At 69.4% G+C, this 14,877-nt stretch carries 13 protein-coding genes; 7 read left to right on the forward strand and 6 right to left on the reverse strand.

Annotated features, from left to right (window positions below):
- Nucleotides 1–184 precede the first annotated feature (184 nt).
- On the reverse strand, nt 185–595 hold the full coding sequence (locus BI335_RS13870) for a winged helix-turn-helix transcriptional regulator (protein WP_094431584.1): 411 nt from the start codon (nt 593–595) through the stop codon (nt 185–187).
- A gap of 109 nt (nt 596–704) precedes the next feature.
- On the opposite strand from BI335_RS13870, the gene BI335_RS13875 reads away from it, so the two are divergent.
- A complete protein-coding gene (locus BI335_RS13875; protein WP_094431586.1) occupies nt 705–1,613 on the forward strand; it encodes an alcohol dehydrogenase catalytic domain-containing protein in 909 nt (302 codons plus the stop codon).
- A 334-nt stretch (nt 1,614–1,947) separates the two neighbouring features.
- On the opposite strand, the gene BI335_RS13880 is transcribed toward BI335_RS13875, so the two are convergent.
- On the reverse strand, nt 1,948–2,574 hold the full coding sequence (locus BI335_RS13880; RefSeq protein WP_094431588.1) for a YdeI/OmpD-associated family protein: 627 nt from the start codon (nt 2,572–2,574) through the stop codon (nt 1,948–1,950).
- 245 nt (nt 2,575–2,819) lie between these two features.
- Between BI335_RS13880 and metG the strand changes: the two genes are divergently transcribed.
- Together metG and BI335_RS13890 are read left to right on the forward strand one after the other, a co-directional pair.
- On the forward strand, nt 2,820–4,607 hold the full coding sequence (gene metG, locus BI335_RS13885) for a methionine--tRNA ligase (protein ID WP_094431590.1): 1,788 nt from the start codon (nt 2,820–2,822) through the stop codon (nt 4,605–4,607).
- Nucleotides 4,600–5,382 carry an SDR family NAD(P)-dependent oxidoreductase gene (locus BI335_RS13890; protein WP_094431592.1) on the forward strand — a complete coding sequence of 261 codons (783 nt, stop codon included), beginning with the start codon at nt 4,600–4,602 and terminating at the stop codon, nt 5,380–5,382. Before metG ends, BI335_RS13890 begins: the two co-directional genes overlap by 8 nt.
- Before the next feature lie 153 nt (nt 5,383–5,535).
- Here BI335_RS13890 and BI335_RS13895 read toward each other — a convergent pair whose 3' ends face one another.
- From BI335_RS13895 to BI335_RS13905, 3 genes are read right to left on the reverse strand one after another with little or no spacing between them, the layout of a single operon-like run.
- Nucleotides 5,536–6,573, reverse strand: a complete 1,038-nt coding sequence (locus BI335_RS13895) for a CPBP family intramembrane glutamic endopeptidase (protein ID WP_094431595.1) — start codon at nt 6,571–6,573, stop codon at nt 5,536–5,538.
- A complete protein-coding gene (locus BI335_RS13900; protein ID WP_094431597.1) occupies nt 6,570–8,243 on the reverse strand; it encodes a phospho-sugar mutase in 1,674 nt (557 codons plus the stop codon). The genes BI335_RS13895 and BI335_RS13900 overlap by 4 nt, the downstream gene beginning before the upstream one ends.
- Entirely contained in the window at nt 8,243–9,064 is an 822-nt protein-coding gene (locus tag BI335_RS13905) for a purine-nucleoside phosphorylase (protein WP_094431603.1), read from the reverse strand. The genes BI335_RS13900 and BI335_RS13905 overlap by 1 nt, the downstream gene beginning before the upstream one ends.
- 88 nt (nt 9,065–9,152) lie before the next feature.
- Here BI335_RS13905 and BI335_RS13910 point away from each other — a divergent pair, with 88 nt between their 5' ends.
- Genes BI335_RS13910 through BI335_RS22060 form a run of 3 tightly spaced genes read left to right on the forward strand, consistent with a single transcriptional unit; the run spans nt 9,153 to nt 11,439 of the window.
- Complete coding sequence (locus tag BI335_RS13910) at nt 9,153–10,577, forward strand: NAD(P)H-quinone dehydrogenase (protein ID WP_229117995.1); 1,425 nt, start codon at nt 9,153–9,155, stop codon at nt 10,575–10,577.
- The gene (locus BI335_RS13915) at nt 10,577–11,245 is read left to right on the forward strand and encodes a Sir2 family NAD-dependent protein deacetylase (RefSeq protein WP_229119587.1); all 669 of its coding nucleotides are present in this window, start codon (nt 10,577–10,579) and stop codon (nt 11,243–11,245) included. Before BI335_RS13910 ends, BI335_RS13915 begins: the two co-directional genes overlap by 1 nt.
- Nucleotides 11,227–11,439 carry a hypothetical protein gene (locus tag BI335_RS22060; protein WP_229119588.1) on the forward strand — a complete coding sequence of 71 codons (213 nt, stop codon included), beginning with the start codon at nt 11,227–11,229 and terminating at the stop codon, nt 11,437–11,439. The genes BI335_RS13915 and BI335_RS22060 overlap by 19 nt, the downstream gene beginning before the upstream one ends.
- Here BI335_RS22060 and BI335_RS13920 read toward each other — a convergent pair.
- Entirely contained in the window at nt 11,412–14,180 is a 2,769-nt protein-coding gene (locus tag BI335_RS13920; protein WP_094431600.1) for an FAD-binding and (Fe-S)-binding domain-containing protein, read from the reverse strand. The genes BI335_RS22060 and BI335_RS13920 overlap by 28 nt on opposite strands.
- A gap of 397 nt (nt 14,181–14,577) precedes the next feature.
- On the opposite strand from BI335_RS13920, the gene BI335_RS13925 reads away from it, so the two are divergent.
- The coding region (locus BI335_RS13925) for an IS110 family transposase (protein WP_144009081.1) at nt 14,578–14,877 on the forward strand (300 nt) is incomplete at its 3' end.

The following is a 14,877-nucleotide window of genomic DNA, read 5'->3' on the forward strand; positions in this document are numbered from 1 at the left end:
CCGACGCACCAGCGAACACAAGACCCGCGCCGAAACCATCCGATGCCTCAAACGCCACCTCGCCCGCACCATCTACCGAAACCTCAAAACCGACCTCATGACCACTTGACGATCTATAGGACCGTCGCAGCCCATTGCTCCGCTTCGCTTCGCGTGGGCTGCTTCTCGATGAGCGTGGTGGGCGCTACTGGGTGAGGGTGGCGTCGTAGGCGGCGCGGGCGCGGTCGACCTCGGGCATGTGGTTCTCGGCCCAGCATTTGATGTGCTGGATGGGTTCCAGGAAGGAGCGACCCAGCGGGGTCAACGCGTAGTCCACCCGCGGGGGTACCGCGGCGGTCACTGTGCGCGCAACGAGGCCGTCGCGTTCCAGGCTGCGCAGCGTCTGGGTGAGCATCTTCTGGCTCACCCCCGGAATCTGCCGCGCCAGCTCGGAGTAACGCATCGAGGTCTCGGAATCGCCGAGCGCACAGATGATCAGGGTCACCCACTTGTCCGAGATCCGCGCCAGCAGTTGCCGCGAGGGGCACTGGGCGAGGTAGGCGTCGTAGGCCACCTTGGCGTCGGCTCGGCGCTGCTGGGCAGTCTTCGTCGGCATAGCTCTCCTTCGGGTGGCACACGCACTTCCAGGTGCCTACTTCCCAAAAGAGAGTAACACTCGAATAGTGGGTGTCGCAAGGTTTCCAACCAGCGAAGGAGTTTTCACCATGCATGCCCTCTCCGCCGTCTCCGGCACCACCACCCCGCGGCTCGTCGAGCTGCCCGATCCGACACCGGGAACCGGTGAGGTGGTCATCGACGTGACCGCGGCCGGCATCAACCCCGCCGATGCGCAGGTCGTCGCCGGCCCGCTGCGCGAGGCGTTCGGCCTGCCCGCCGAGGTCGGCCTCGGTTGGGACGTCAGTGGGGTGGTCAGCGCGGTCGGTACCGATGTCGACGGCTTCGCGGTCGGTGACCGGGTCACTGGTCTGCACGCCGACCTGGCGGCCCCGGCTCGCGCCCAGGCTGCCCGGGTCGTGCTGCCCGCTGCCGCGGTCGCGCCGCTGCCCGACGGGCTCGACCCGGTCGCCGCCGCGAGCATCCCGCTGAACGCACTGACCGCCGCCCAGGCGCTCGACCTGCTGGGCCCGGCCGATGGCCGCTCGCTGCTGGTGACTGGTGCCGCCGGCGCGGTCGGTGGTTATGCGATCGCACTGGCGGCCGCCGCCGGTTGGCGGGTCAGCGGGCTGGCCCGGGAGAGCGACCGGGAGTTCGTCACCGGGATCACTGGGACGGACGGTACGCCGGTGGACCTGGTCACCGAGCTGCCGGAGCGCGGCTTCGATGCCGTCCTGGACGCGGCCGCGCTGCAGGAGGGTGCGCTGTCCGCGATCGTCGACGGCGGCGCCTTCGTCGGTGTCTTCCCGCCCGCGCCGGTGCAACCGGAACGTGAGATCACCGTGCAGGCTGTGTCGGTCACCACCGACGGTGCCCGGCTGGCCGAGCTCCTGCGCCGCAGCGCCTCCGGTGAGCTGGCCGTGCGCGTCGCCGCCAGCTATCCGCTTGGCGACGCCGCTGAGGCGTACCGGCGGGTGGGGGAGGGTGGATTGCGCGGACGGGTGCTGCTCACTCCGTGAGGCTGCACGCTCCTCGAGTAGGTCGTGCAGCGACCGTGTCCTCACGCTCCTTGAGTAGGTCACGCAGCGACCGTGTCCTCACGCTCCTCGAGTAGGTCGCGCAGCGACCGTGTCTTCACGCTCCTCGAGTAGGTCGCGCAGCGACCGTGTCGAGAGGTGCGTGGTCGGTTCATCTCGACACGCGAGCCATTGCTCCGCTCCGCTGCGCATGGCTCGCTACTCGATGAACGTGCGGGTGCGGTGAGCTATTGCTCCGCTTCGCTGCGCATGGCTCGCTACTCGATGAACGTGCTGGTGCGGTGAGCTATCGCTCCGCTTCGCTCTGCATGCGGTGCTACTCGATGAACGTGCGGGCACGGCGGAGCCAGGCGGGCTCGTCTCCGTGGCGTTGGCTGGGGATGAGCTCGCCTGCTGCGCAGAGCTGTACCAGTTGCGCGGCCCGCCGGTCCCGGGTGGTCTGCTGCTTGGCGCCCAGGATCCAGCGCACGCAGATCTTTCGGTACCCGGGCGTGGCGGCGTCCCAGAACACCCGCGCCCGGGGATCGGCGGTGAGCGCTGCGGCGTACTCGCTCGGCAACTCACCCGCATCCAGCTCGTACGAATAGATTCCGGACCGTTCCTCGCCGCGCGCCTGGTACGCCGCCAGGCCGGCCGGGTGCATCCGGCCCTCGGCGATCAGCCGCTCGACATGCGCGATGTTCACCCGGCTCCACGTGCTGCTCTTCTTCCGCGGTGTCCAGCGCTGGGCGCGGGCGTCCTCACCCCAGGGGTGCGAGACGCTGTCGATCCAGCCGAAGCAGAGCGCCTCGGGGACGGCCTCCGCCCAGGTCAGCCCGCGGGGTTCGATGCCTTTGCGGCGCAGGCCCATCCACAGCTCGGTCGTGGTCTCGTGGTTCACCGCCAGCCAGTCGCGGAACTCGGTGGCCGAGTCGAAGAAGGTGACGTTGTGCGGCTGCGGCATGTACGGAATCTATCCGCAGGCGGGTGGGGGTTCATCTCGACACGGTCGCTGCGCGACCTACTCGATGAGCGTGGGTGGCGGTTGCTGCGCGAGCGACTCGATGAGCGTGGGTGGCGGTTCCTGTGCGAGCGACTCGATGAGCGTGGGTGGCGGTTGCTGTGCGAGCGACTCGATGAGCGTGGGTGGCGGTTGCTGCGCGAGCGACTCGATGAGCGGAGGGGTGGACAGGCACTAGTCTGGAGTTCATGTGTGCTCATGTGCTGACCTCTGTCGCGTGGCCGTATGCCAACGGTCCGCGGCACCTGGGTCACGTCTCCGGATTCGGTGTCCCCTCCGACGTGTTCGCCCGGTTCATGCGGATGCGCGGGCATCAGGTGCTGATGGTCTCCGGGTCCGATGAGCACGGTACCCCGGTCACCGTGCAGGCCGACAAGGAGGGGCTGACCACCCGCGAGCTGGTCGACAAGTATCACCGCCAACTGGTCGAGGATCTGCACGGGCTCGGGCTCTCCTACGACCTCTATACCCGCACCACCACCCAGAATCACCAGCGGGTGGTGCAGCAGATGTTCACCGCACTGTGGGACAACGGTTATGTGGTCTCCCGGACCCAGCTCGGCGCGATCAGCCCGTCCACCGGGCGTACCCTTCCCGACCGCTACATCGAGGGCACCTGCCCGATCTGCGGCTACGACGGCGCCCGCGGCGACCAGTGCGACAACTGCGGCAACCAGCTCGACCCGGTCGACCTGATCAACCCGCGCTCCCGGATCAACGGCGAGGTGCCCGAGTTCCGTGAGACCGAACACCTCTTCCTCGACCTGCCCGCCTTCGCCGACAGCCTCACCGGCTGGCTCAAGCAGCGCACCGACTGGCGCCCCAACGTGCTCAAGTTCAGCCAGAACTTCATCGACGACCTCAAGCCGCGCGCGATCACCCGCGACATCGACTGGGGCATCCCGGTACCGCTGGACGGCTGGGTCGACCAGCCGATGAAGAAGTTCTACGTCTGGTTCGACGCGGTGATCGGCTATCTCTCCGCCTCCATCGAATGGGCGCGGCGGATCGGTGATCCGGACGCGTGGAAGCAGTGGTGGAACGATCCGGAGGCGGTCAGCTACTACTTCATGGGCAAGGACAACATCGTCTTCCACACCGTCATCTGGCCCGGTATCCTGCTCGGCCAGAACGGTGAGGGGGACAAGGGCGGTACGCCGGGTGTCTTCGGTGAGTTGAACCTGCCGACAGAGGTCGTCTCCAGCGAGTTCCTGACGATGAGCGGCGCGAAGTTCTCCACCTCCCGCTCCCGGGTGATCTACGTCAAGGACGTGCTCGCCGAGTTCGGACCCGACGCATTGCGTTATTTCATTGCGGTTGCGGGACCTGAGAACAACGACGCCGACTTCACCTGGGACGAGTTCGTCCGCCGCAACAACTTCGAGCTCGCCAACGAGTGGGGCAACCTGGTGAACCGCTCGATCTCGATGGCGCACAAGAACAACGGCGAGATCCCCGCCGCCGGTGAACTCACCGAGGCCGACCAGAAACTGCTCGACGCCGCCCGCACCGCCTTCGACACCGTCGGCGATCTCCTTGCCCACAACAGGATCAAGAACGCGATCGGCGAGGCGATGCGTGTCGTCACGCTCGCCAACCGATACCTGTCGGACCAGGAACCGTGGAAGCTGAAGGACGACCCGGCCCGCCGCGACACGGTGCTGCACTGTGCGCTGCAGCTGGTCGCCGACTGCAACACCCTGCTCACCCCGTTCCTGCCGCACTCGGCGCAGAAGGTGTTCGAGGCGCTCGGCGGCGAGGGTGTGTGGGCCGCGCAGCCGGAGATCCGCGAGGTCTCCGAGGAGGGCGGGCCGGACTATCCGGTGCTGATGGGGGACTACGCCGCAGCGCAGGCCAGCTGGGAATCGCGGCCGATCAAGGTCGGTACGCCGCTGCAGAAGCCGTCGCCGCTGTTCGCCAAGCTGGATGAGAAGCTCGGTGAGACCGGGCCGAGCTGGGCGCCGATCAATGAGTGAGGGGGCGGGGGAGTTCGCCGACCGGGTGGTGCTGATCACCGGTGGTGCGTCGGGGATCGGTGCCGAGACCGCGCGCCGGTTCGCCGCGGCCGGGGCCCGGGTGCTGATCGCCGACCTCGATCAGGAGGCCGCCGAACGCCTGGCCGCCGAGCTGCCCGGCGCTGCGGCGTACCAGGTGGATGTCGCCGATGCCGATTCGGTCGAGGCGTTGCGCACCGCGGTCGAGCAGGACCTCGGCCGCCTGGACGTGCTGCTGCACGGGGCGTACCACGCCGGCGACGAGGGCGAATCCCTGCTGTCATCGACCGTCGACCAGCTGCGGCTCGATCTCGAGGCCACCCTGCTCGGCCCGATGCTGGTCAGCCGCGCCCTGCTGCCGCTGATGATCTCCACCGGCGGGGGTGTGGTGCTGGCGATCGGTTCGGTGAACGGGCTCGGCTGGTACGGCGGGCACGGGTATTCGACGGCCAAGGCGGGCCTGCTGCACTTCACCCGGACCCTGGCCGCCGACTTCGCCGAGCAGGGTGTCCGCGCCAACGCGGTCGCCCCCGGCACCGTCGAGACCCCCGCCTGGGCGGACGCCAAGGCCGAGGACCCGGGCCTGATGGAGCGGATGGGATCTCGCTATCCGCTCGGCCGCGTCGGCCAACCGGGGGACATCGCCGACGCCCTGCTCTTCCTGGCCAGCGACCGCGCCGCCTGGATCACCGGCACCGTCCTCCCCATCGAGGGCGGCATCCTGCTCACCAACCGCCTCCGCGGCACCAGGGAGTGATCCCGGGTCGCCGAGCTCTCCGCTGCGACCCCCGCAAATCAATGGCGTTTTGATGCCCGTGTGGCATCAAGGATTTTTCTGATGCCCGGGTGGCATCAAGGATTCTTCTGATGCCCGGGTGGCATCAAGGAAATCTTTGACCCTGCCTCGGCATCAAGGAATTCTTTGATCCCGACCGGGCATCAAAGCTGCATCAGTTTGCCCGGGGGTCCGAGGGGCAGATTCGGCGGCGATGGCGCGGCGTTGCCGGGCGCGACGGCTCCACATCGGGGCGACCACACCGCCGGTACGCGCCAGCCGGACGGCGAGCAGCGCCGCGACCGTGGTCAGCAGCACCACGGTGACCACGCTGGCCTCGGCGCCGAAGACGCCGCCGGAGATCAGCGGATTGCCCTCCGGCAGCACCCGCAGCAGACCTGTCTGGGTGCCGGTACCGGAGACGGTGATGCCGAGAATCGGACCCTGGACGACGTTCCAGGCGAAGTGGAAACCGATCAGCAACCACAGCGAGCGGCTCCAGGCGTACAGCACCCCGAACAGCAGGCCCGCCTCCAACCCGATCGCGATCGCGCCCCACCAGGTGGCGTCGGGGTTGCCGAGATGCATCATCCCGAAGCCCAGTCCGGAGAGCAGGATCGCCAGCCAGGTGCCGAGGACCTCTTCGGCGAGGCGATAGAACACCCCGCGGAACAGCAGCTCCTCGCTGATCCCGGCGACCACGCCGACCACGAACACCATCCGCCACCAGTCGCCCACCTCCGCGGGCCAGGCGGCACCGGTGATCCGGAAGCCGCCGAGCAGCCAGATCACCCCGAACGACACCAGGATCGCCAAGGTCCCGAACAGCAACCCCCAGGCCAGGCCGAGTGCCCGCCGCGGCGCCAGCTCCACCGGCGGCCGACGGCTCTCGATCAGCAGCGTCAAGATCGCATAGGCGAGGACGCTGCCGAGCAGCTGGATCGCCGCTCCGACCACCATCTGGGTGGCCGAGGTCGCACCGATCAGCACCGCGAATCCCAGGAAGAAGACCCCGGCGCTGGCGGCGAACAGCAGCACGAACAGCAGCAACCTCAGGAACGGGTTGAACCGCACCGGGATCTTCGTCCGCAGCGATCGGGGTGGGGCATCGGCCGCCAACCCGTCGAACCGGGTGATCGGGCCGGCGGAAAGCACCGTGGGGTAGGCCTTCATTGCCCGAGCTTAGCCCGCACCTCGGTCTTCAGCTGGGACATCAGGGTCGCCGCCAGCGTCCGGGAGCCGGTCAGATCGGCGGCACTCTGCTCCGGCGGGATCCGCACCTCCAGGTAGCACTTCAGCTTCGGTTCGGTCCCCGAGGGCCGCACCGTGACGGTCACGAACGCGCCGCTGAGGCGTACCGCATCCGTCGGCGGCAGACCCGACCAGCCCTCGGCCAGATCGGCGTAACCGACCGGATCGCCACACAGCTCGGTCGGCGGGTCGGCGCGCAACCGATCCATCGCATCACGGATCACCTGCAGATCCGATACTCGCAGCGACCACTGGTCATCGAGGTGTACGCCGTGGGCGGCGGCCAACTCGTCGAGCCGGTCGGCGATCGTCAACCCCTCGGCCTTCAACCGGGCCGCCAGATCCAGCACCCGCACCACGGTGGAGATGCCGTCCTTGTCGGCGACCGCCGCCGGATCGCAGCAGTAGCCGATCGCCTCCTCATAACCGAAGGCCAGCCCCGGTACCCGGCCGATCCACTTGAACCCCGTCAGCGTGACTGTGCTCGGCTTCCGGTACGCCGCAGCGATCGCGTGCAGCATCGACCCCGAGACGACCGAGTTGGCGTACTCCCCGGTGACCCCACGGCGGCAGAAGTCGTCGGCGAGCAGCGCGCCCAGCTCGTCGCCGTGCAGCATCCGATACCCCTCGACGACGCCCGGGATCGCCACCGCACAACGATCCGCATCGGGATCGTTGGCGATCACCAGATCGACCCCGTGCTCGCCGGCCAACTCCAGCGCCAGATCCATCGCACCGGGTTCCTCGGGATTGGGGAAACCGACGGTGGGGAAGGCCGGATCGGGCTGGGCCTGGGCCGCGACCTCGATCCCGGCGGGGAATCCGATCCGGCGTACCACCTCGTCCACGACGGCCCCGCCGACGCCGTGCATCGGCGTGTAGACCCAGGAGATCTCGCGGGGGCCGGCCGGATCCAGCAACGCGACGAGCCGGTCGGCGTACGCGTCCAGCAGGTCGCTGTCGATCCGGGCGTGGTTCGTGGAGCGGGGCAGGTCGGCGATCGGGGTCTGCTCGGCGGCCCGGATCGCCGCGGCGATCTCGGCGTCGGCCGGCGGCACGATCTGCGAACCGTCGCCGAGGTAGACCTTGTAGCCGTTGTCCTGCGGCGGATTGTGCGAGGCGGTGACCACCACCGCGGCCACGCAACCGAGCTGGCGGATGCCGAACGCGACCACCGGGGTCGGCACCGGCCGGCTCGTGACCAGCACCTCGAAACCCTGTGCCGCAAGGATTTCCGCGGTATCGGCGGCGAAGACATCGGAGTTGTAGCGGGCGTCGTAGCCGACCAGTACGCGGGGCCGAGCAGCACGTTGGTCGAGTGGGTCGAGACCCTGCAGGTAGGCCCCCAACCCGGCGGCGGCGTAGGAGACGACGACCCGGTTCATCCGCCCCGGCCCGGGGCCGAGCGCCCCGCGCAACCCCGCGGTACCGAACTCCAGCGGCCCCGCGAAGGCATCGGCCAGCTCCTCGGCGGCCGCCGGATCCCCGGCGTCGGCCTTCTCCAGCAGATCGGCAGCCGCGGCCGCGGTCACCGGATCGGGATCGGCGGCGATCCAGGCCCGGACCTGCTCGGCCAGCCCGGCGGCCGGCATCAGAGCACCTCCACCAGACCACGCAGCAGCTGGGCCAGCCGGGGAGCGGCCTGTTTGCCGGCGGCGATCACCTCGGCGTGGTCGAGCGGCTCCGGGCTGATCCCGGCGGCCAGATTGGTGGCCAGTGAGATACCGAGCACCTCCAGCCCGGCGGCCCGGGCGGCGATGGTCTCCAGGGTGGTCGACATGCCGACCAGGTCACCGCCGAGCACCCCGGCCATCCGCACCTCGGCCGGGGTCTCGTACTGCGGCCCACCGAACTGCACATAGACCCCCTCCGGCAGGCTCGGGTCGACCTGTCGGGCCAGGTCGCGCAACCGTGCGCTGTACGCCTCGGAGAGATCGATGAAGGTGGCGCCGCGCAGCGGGGTGGCACCGGTGAGGTTGATGTGGTCGGCGATCAGCACCGGCGTACCGGGGCCCCACTCGCGGTGCAGCGACCCGCAGCCGTTGGTCAGCACCAGGGTCTGCGCCCCGGCGGCGGCGGCGGTCCGCACCCCGTGCGCGACGGCCTGGGGGTCGCGGTTCTCGTAGTAATGGGTGCGCCCGGTGAGGATCGCCGCGGTCCTGCCGTTCGGCGTACGCACCACTCGCAACTGACCACCGTGGCCGACGACCACCGGCGCGGAGAAGCCGGGCAGCTCGGCCAACTCCACGGCGCCGAGCGGCTCCCCGAGGTCATCGGCGGCCGCGGACCAGCCGGAGCCGAGCACCAGCGCCAGATCGAGACGGTCGATGCCGAGGCGCTCGCGGAGCGCGGCCGCGGCCGCCTGTGCCAGCTGGTCGGGGCCGGACTCGTCGGGGGTGGGGGCAGCTGAGATGTCGGTCACGGCGTCAGTCTAGGGATTCCTCGGGCCCCGCACCCCCGCCGAGTAGGAGTGTCCGTCCGGGGATGGAACAATGGCCCCCGTGACTCGAGTGGTGATCATTGGTGGCGGACCCGGCGGATACGAGGCTGCGTTGGTGGGCAGCCAGCTCGGCGGGGATGTGACGCTGGTCGACACCGACGGCCTGGGTGGTTCGGCCGTCCTCACCGACTGCGTACCGAGCAAGACGCTGATCGCCACCGCCGAGGTGATGATGACGGTCAAGGGCTCGGAAGAGCTGGGCCTGCGCATCGACAACGACAACGGCACCGACAACGCCGACGGGGTGACGATCGACCTGGGCAAGGTGAACCGGCGGGTGCTGAAGCTGGCCGAACGGCAGTCGAAGGACATCCGCGACAAGGTGATCGCGGAGGGGGTCGAGGTCGTCAACGGCCTCGGCCGGCTGGACGGCCCCGCAACCGTGGTCGCCGAGACCGCCGAGGGGGAACGGCGATTCGACGCCGATGTGGTGCTGATCTCCACCGGTGCCCATCCGCGCGAACTGGTCACCGCCCAGCCGGACGGCGAACGGATCCTCACCTGGACCCAGGTCTACGACCTCACCGAGATCCCCGAGCACCTGATCGTCATCGGCTCCGGCGTCACCGGTGCCGAGTTCGCCAGCGCCTATGACGCGCTCGGCGCCCGGGTCACCCTGGTCTCCTCCCGGACCACCGTGCTGCCCGGTGAGGACTCCGACGCGGCCAAGGTGCTGCAGGACGTCTTCACCGAACGCGGCATGGAGGTGCTGTCGGAGTCCCGCGCCGAGTCGGTGACCCGCGACGGGGACACCGTCACCGTGAAGCTCACCGACGGGCGGACCGTCACCGGATCGCACTGCCTGATGGCGGTCGGCTCGATCCCGAACACCGCGGGCATCGGTCTGGAAGAGGCCGGGATCACCCTCGACAAGGGTGGTTTCATCGAGGTCGACAAGGTGTCGCGGACCAGCGCCCGTGGGGTGTACGCCGCGGGCGACTGCACCGGGGTGAACATGCTCGCCTCGGTGGCGGCCATGCAGGGCCGGATCGCGATGTGGCACGCGCTCGGCGACGCGGTGGCCCCGCTCGATCTGAACGTCGTCTCCTCCAACGTCTTCACCTCCCCCGAGATCGCCACCGTCGGCGTGACCCAGAAGCAGGTCGACTCCGGTGACGTCCGCGCGCTGGCGATCAACATGCCGCTGGCCACCAACCCGCGGGCCAAGATGCAGGGCATCCACGAGGGGTTCGTGAAACTGTTCTGCCTGCCCACCACCGGCATCATCGTCGGCGGCGTGGTGGTGTCCCCGCACGCCAGCGAGCTGATCCACACCATCTCGCTGGCCGTCTCGGAGAAGATCACCGTGGACAACTTCGCCCACGACTTCACCGTCTATCCGTCCCTGTCCGGATCGATCGCCGAGGCCGCCCGCCGGCTGCACGGCCACTCGACGGACAAGCTGGAGAAGCACATCGAGATCTGATGGGCATCCCCGAGGCGCTGCGGCTGCTCACCGGCACCGGATCGGTGGCGGTGCTGACCGGCGCCGGGATGTCCACCGACTCCGGGATCCCTGACTACCGCGGTCCGACCGCGCCGAAGGCGAACCCGATGCTCTACGCCGACTTCGTGCGGTCGGCGGAGAACCGGCGCCGCTACTGGTCCCGCTCCTATCGTGGCTGGGCGCGGATGGGCTCCGCGCTGCCGAATGCCGGTCACCAGAGTCTGGCCCGGTTGGAGGCCGGTGGCCCGGTATCGGGGGTGATCACCCAGAACGTCGACGGCCTGCACGAGGCGGCCGGCAGCCGCTGTCTGGTCGCGTTGCACGGCCGGTTGTCCCAGGTGGTCTGCCTGGACTGCGGGGCCCGCAGCGGCCGGGAACCGTTGCAGGACAGGATCTCCCGGCTGAACCCCGAGATCGAGGTCACCGCCGACAATCAGCTGGCCGCCGGGCAGGCGGAACTGCGACCCGACGGCGACGCGGTCGTCGAGGACTGGCAGGACTTCGTGGTGCCCGAGTGTCTGGCCTGCGGGGGCGTACTGAAACCCGATGTGGTGTTCTTGGTGAGTCGGTGCCGAAACCGCGGGTGCAGCGCTGCTTCGAGATCGCCGAGTCGGCGGATTCCCTGCTGGTGCTGGGATCCTCGCTGACGGTGATGTCCGGGCTGCGGTTCGTCCGGGGTGCGGCACGCCGCGGCCAGCCGGTGGTGATCGTGAACCGGGGTGTCACCCGCGGCGACGAGCTCGCCGACGCGAAGCTGGAGCTCGGGGTCGCGGAGTTCCTGGCCAGCTGGGAGAACGCGGTGAACGGCATCGCTCAGCGGGTCGCCTCGGCGAGCAGCTGAAGGATGTGCTGGTAGGGCCGGCCGGTGGCCCGGGTCATCCCGATCTCGCAGGTCCGGTTCAGCGAGGCGTACGCCGAGAACTCGCGCGTGGTCACCTCGGCCGCCTCCGGTGCGGTCGCCGCCGCGGTCAGCTCCGGATGCAGCAGCCCGCGGTCCCCGGCGAAACCGCAGCAGCCCCAGGCGGTCGGCACCACGACCTCATCGGCCACGGCCTCGGCGATGGCGCGCAGGTCGTCGTCGAGACCGAGCTGGCGTGAGGAACAGGTGGGGTGCAGCACCACCGACGGCAACCGGGTGGTGATCGTCAACCGCGGCAACAACTCGTTGCGGGCGTAGCTGACCAGATCGAGGATCTGCAACTCCGGTTGGGAATCCCCGGCACCACCGGCAGCGGTGTGCGCGGATTTCAACAGCCCTTCGGTGCAGGACGCGGCATCGCAGACGATCGGCAACCGGCCCTGGTCGGAGGCGTCGACGAGCGCGGCCACGGTGCGCCGCGCCATCGCCCGGTGTCCGGCCTGCATGCCTTTCGATGACCACGGTGTGCCGCAGCACAGGCCCGGCAGCCGGGACGGGGTGCGCACCGCGATCCCGGCGCGCCGGAACAGTTCCTCGACCGCCCGCGCCAGCGGCTGTTGCCCGTCCTCGGGGCCGAACATCGTCTGGATGCAGGCGTCGAACCAGACGACCTCGGCGTTCGGTGCCCGCCAGCCCTGCCGCGGTGGCCCACCGGCCGGCAGGCCCTGGTCGTAACGCGGCACCTGGTCGCTGCCGAGCAGCCGGCGGCCGAGCTCACTGGCCGCCGTTGCGGCCCCGGGTGCCGCCGCGGCCGCGGTGAGGGCCAGTGATCCGACCCCGGTGAACGGTGCCCAGGCGGTCGCCGCCGCCCGCCAGGCACCGCCTGCGACGGCGTGGTGCCGATCGCCGCGCAACCGGCGGGCCAGGTCTCCGGTGTCGATGCTCACCGGGCAGGCGGTGCTGCACATCCCGTCCGCGGCGCAGGTGTCGTTGCCGGCGTACTCGTAGCGTTCGCTCAGCTCCGCGACCAGCTCGTCGTCACCGCGCGCCCGGGCGGCCACCAGTTCGCGGCGGGCCACGATCCGCTGCCGCGGGGTGAGGGTGAGGTCGCGGCTGGGGCACACCGGTTCGCAGAACCCGCACTCCACGCAGCGGTCCACCTCCTCCTCGACCGGGGCGGTGGTCTTCAGATTGCTGATGTGGGATTCGCTGTCCTCGTTGAGAAGTACGCCGGGGTTGAGCACCCCGTCGGGGTCGAAGAGCCGCTTCACCTCGATCATCACCTCGGTGAGCTCGTCGCCGTACTGGCGGCGGACGAAGGGGGCCATGATCCGCCCGGTGCCGTGTTCGGCCTTCAGCGATCCGCCGAGGCCGAGGATCAGTTGCACCATGTCCTCGGTGAAGTCGGTGTAGCGCTGCACGTCGGCACCGAACTCCTCGTTCAGCAGGAAGTGCACGTTGCCGTCCTTGGCGTGGCCGAAGATCACCGCCGCCGGGTAGGCGTACCTGTCGAAGAGCTCGGTCAGCGATTCGCAGGCAGCCAGCAGCGACGGTACCGGGACCACGACGTCCTCGAGCATGGCGGTGGTGCCCTGCGGACGCGCCTCGGCCACTGCGGCGTACAGGCCCTTGCGGACCGTCCACAGCGATGCGCGGGTGGCCGCGTCGGTGGTCATCTCGGCCGGCCCGACCAGCGGCAGCGCGGCCGTGACGGCCTCGGTGGTCCGCAGTCGTTCGGTGAGTTCCTCGGTGGTCGGCGCGTGCTGCTCGACCAGCAGGGCGGCATGGTTGGCGACATCCAGATTGCGGATCATCGCGGGGGAGTTGCGCAGTGCGCGGGCCACCCGCAGCGACTGGGCGTCCATCAGTTCCACCGTCGCCAGCCCGCTGTCGACCAGGGCGGGCAGTGCGGTCATCGCGGCCGACAGGGAATCGAAGACCAGCAGCCCGGTGCTGACCTGCGGGTACACCGGTACGGTGCGCAGGGTCGCCTCGGCGATGAACCCCAGGGTGCCCTCGGAGCCGATCATCAGGTGGGCGAGGATGTCGGTCGCGGAATCGAAGTCGGTGAAGGAATTCAGGCCATAGCCCATGGTGTTCTTCATCGAGAACTGATGGCGGATGATGCGCATCGATTCGGGATTGCCGCGGACCCGGTCGCGCAGCCGCAGCAGGCCGGCGTACAGGTCCGGTTCGAGGGCCCGCAGCCGCTCCTCGGCGTCGGCGGCACCGGTGTCGAGGACGGTCCCGCTGGGCAGCAGCACGGTCATCCGCTCCAGCGTCCGATAGCTGTTGAAGTCGGTGCCGCAGAGCATTCCGGATGAGTTGTTGGCGAGTACGCCGCCGAGGGTGCAGGCGCCGTCGCTGGCCGGGTCGGGGCCGATCTTGGCACGGTAGGGGGCGAGCCGGGCGTTCACCTGGCGGACCACCGCACCCGGTTGCACGCGGACCCGGGCGCCGTCGTCGAGCACGGTGATCTGGCCGAAGTGCCGGCGGGTGTCGGCGAGCAGGCCGTCGCTGACCGCCTGCCCGGACAGGCTGGTCCCGCCGGCGCGGAAGGTGAGGCCGTGGCCAGTGCGCTTGGCGCGGTGGATCAGCGCCGACAATTCGGAGATCGAAGCCGGGGCCGCGACCGCCTCGGGGATCAGCAGATAGTGCGAGGCGTCATGGGCGAGCGTCAACCGGTCGAAACGCTCGGTGCTCACCGTCGGCTCAGGGCTCATCCCCACACTGTCGCACAGCGAGCCCTGATGTTCATCGAGTAGCTGGCCCGGTGTAGCGAAGCGGAGCCGGGGCAGCGTGTCGAGATGAACCATCCGGTCGCTGCGCCTCAGCTGCTCATCTCGACACAGTGAGGATGGTGGTGGGGGTCCGGTGGCCTTGGGGATGATGTCTTTGGGGTCTGGGTTGTTCGTTTGACCGATCTCGACACTGGCGCTGTTGGTTGGGTGCCTTGAACGCGACTTGTCGACGGCCGGCCCGCCGGGCCCCTCTTTCGGTTTGGATGGCCAGACCGGGCGGGTGTGACTTGATAGGACCTTGATCGGTGTCTCATCACTGTGGTGTCCGCCCGGCCTGGGAGGTCATCCCTCGATCCAGTTGTAGAGGGAGACATCACCCATGATGACCACCAACCATGCCACGCCTCAAGACCCGACCCCGGTGGTGGCCGGGGTCGATACTCATCAACGCACCCATCACGCGGTCGTGCTCACCGAGACCGGGGTGTTGTTGGCTGATCGGGAGTTCCCGGTCTCCCGCGCGGGTTATGCCGCGTTGGTGGACTGGGTCGCCGGCCACGGACCGATCACCGCGATCGGGGTCGAGTCGACCGGTTCGTATGGGGCCGGGTTGACGGTGCATCTGCTGGCGGCCGGGATCGAGGTGATCGAGGTCAACCGGCCCGATAAGACCACCCGG

Origin of the sequence: Enemella evansiae (assembly GCF_002250705.1) — a bacterium.
Taxonomy (GTDB): Bacteria; Actinomycetota; Actinomycetes; order Propionibacteriales; family Propionibacteriaceae; genus Enemella; species Enemella evansiae.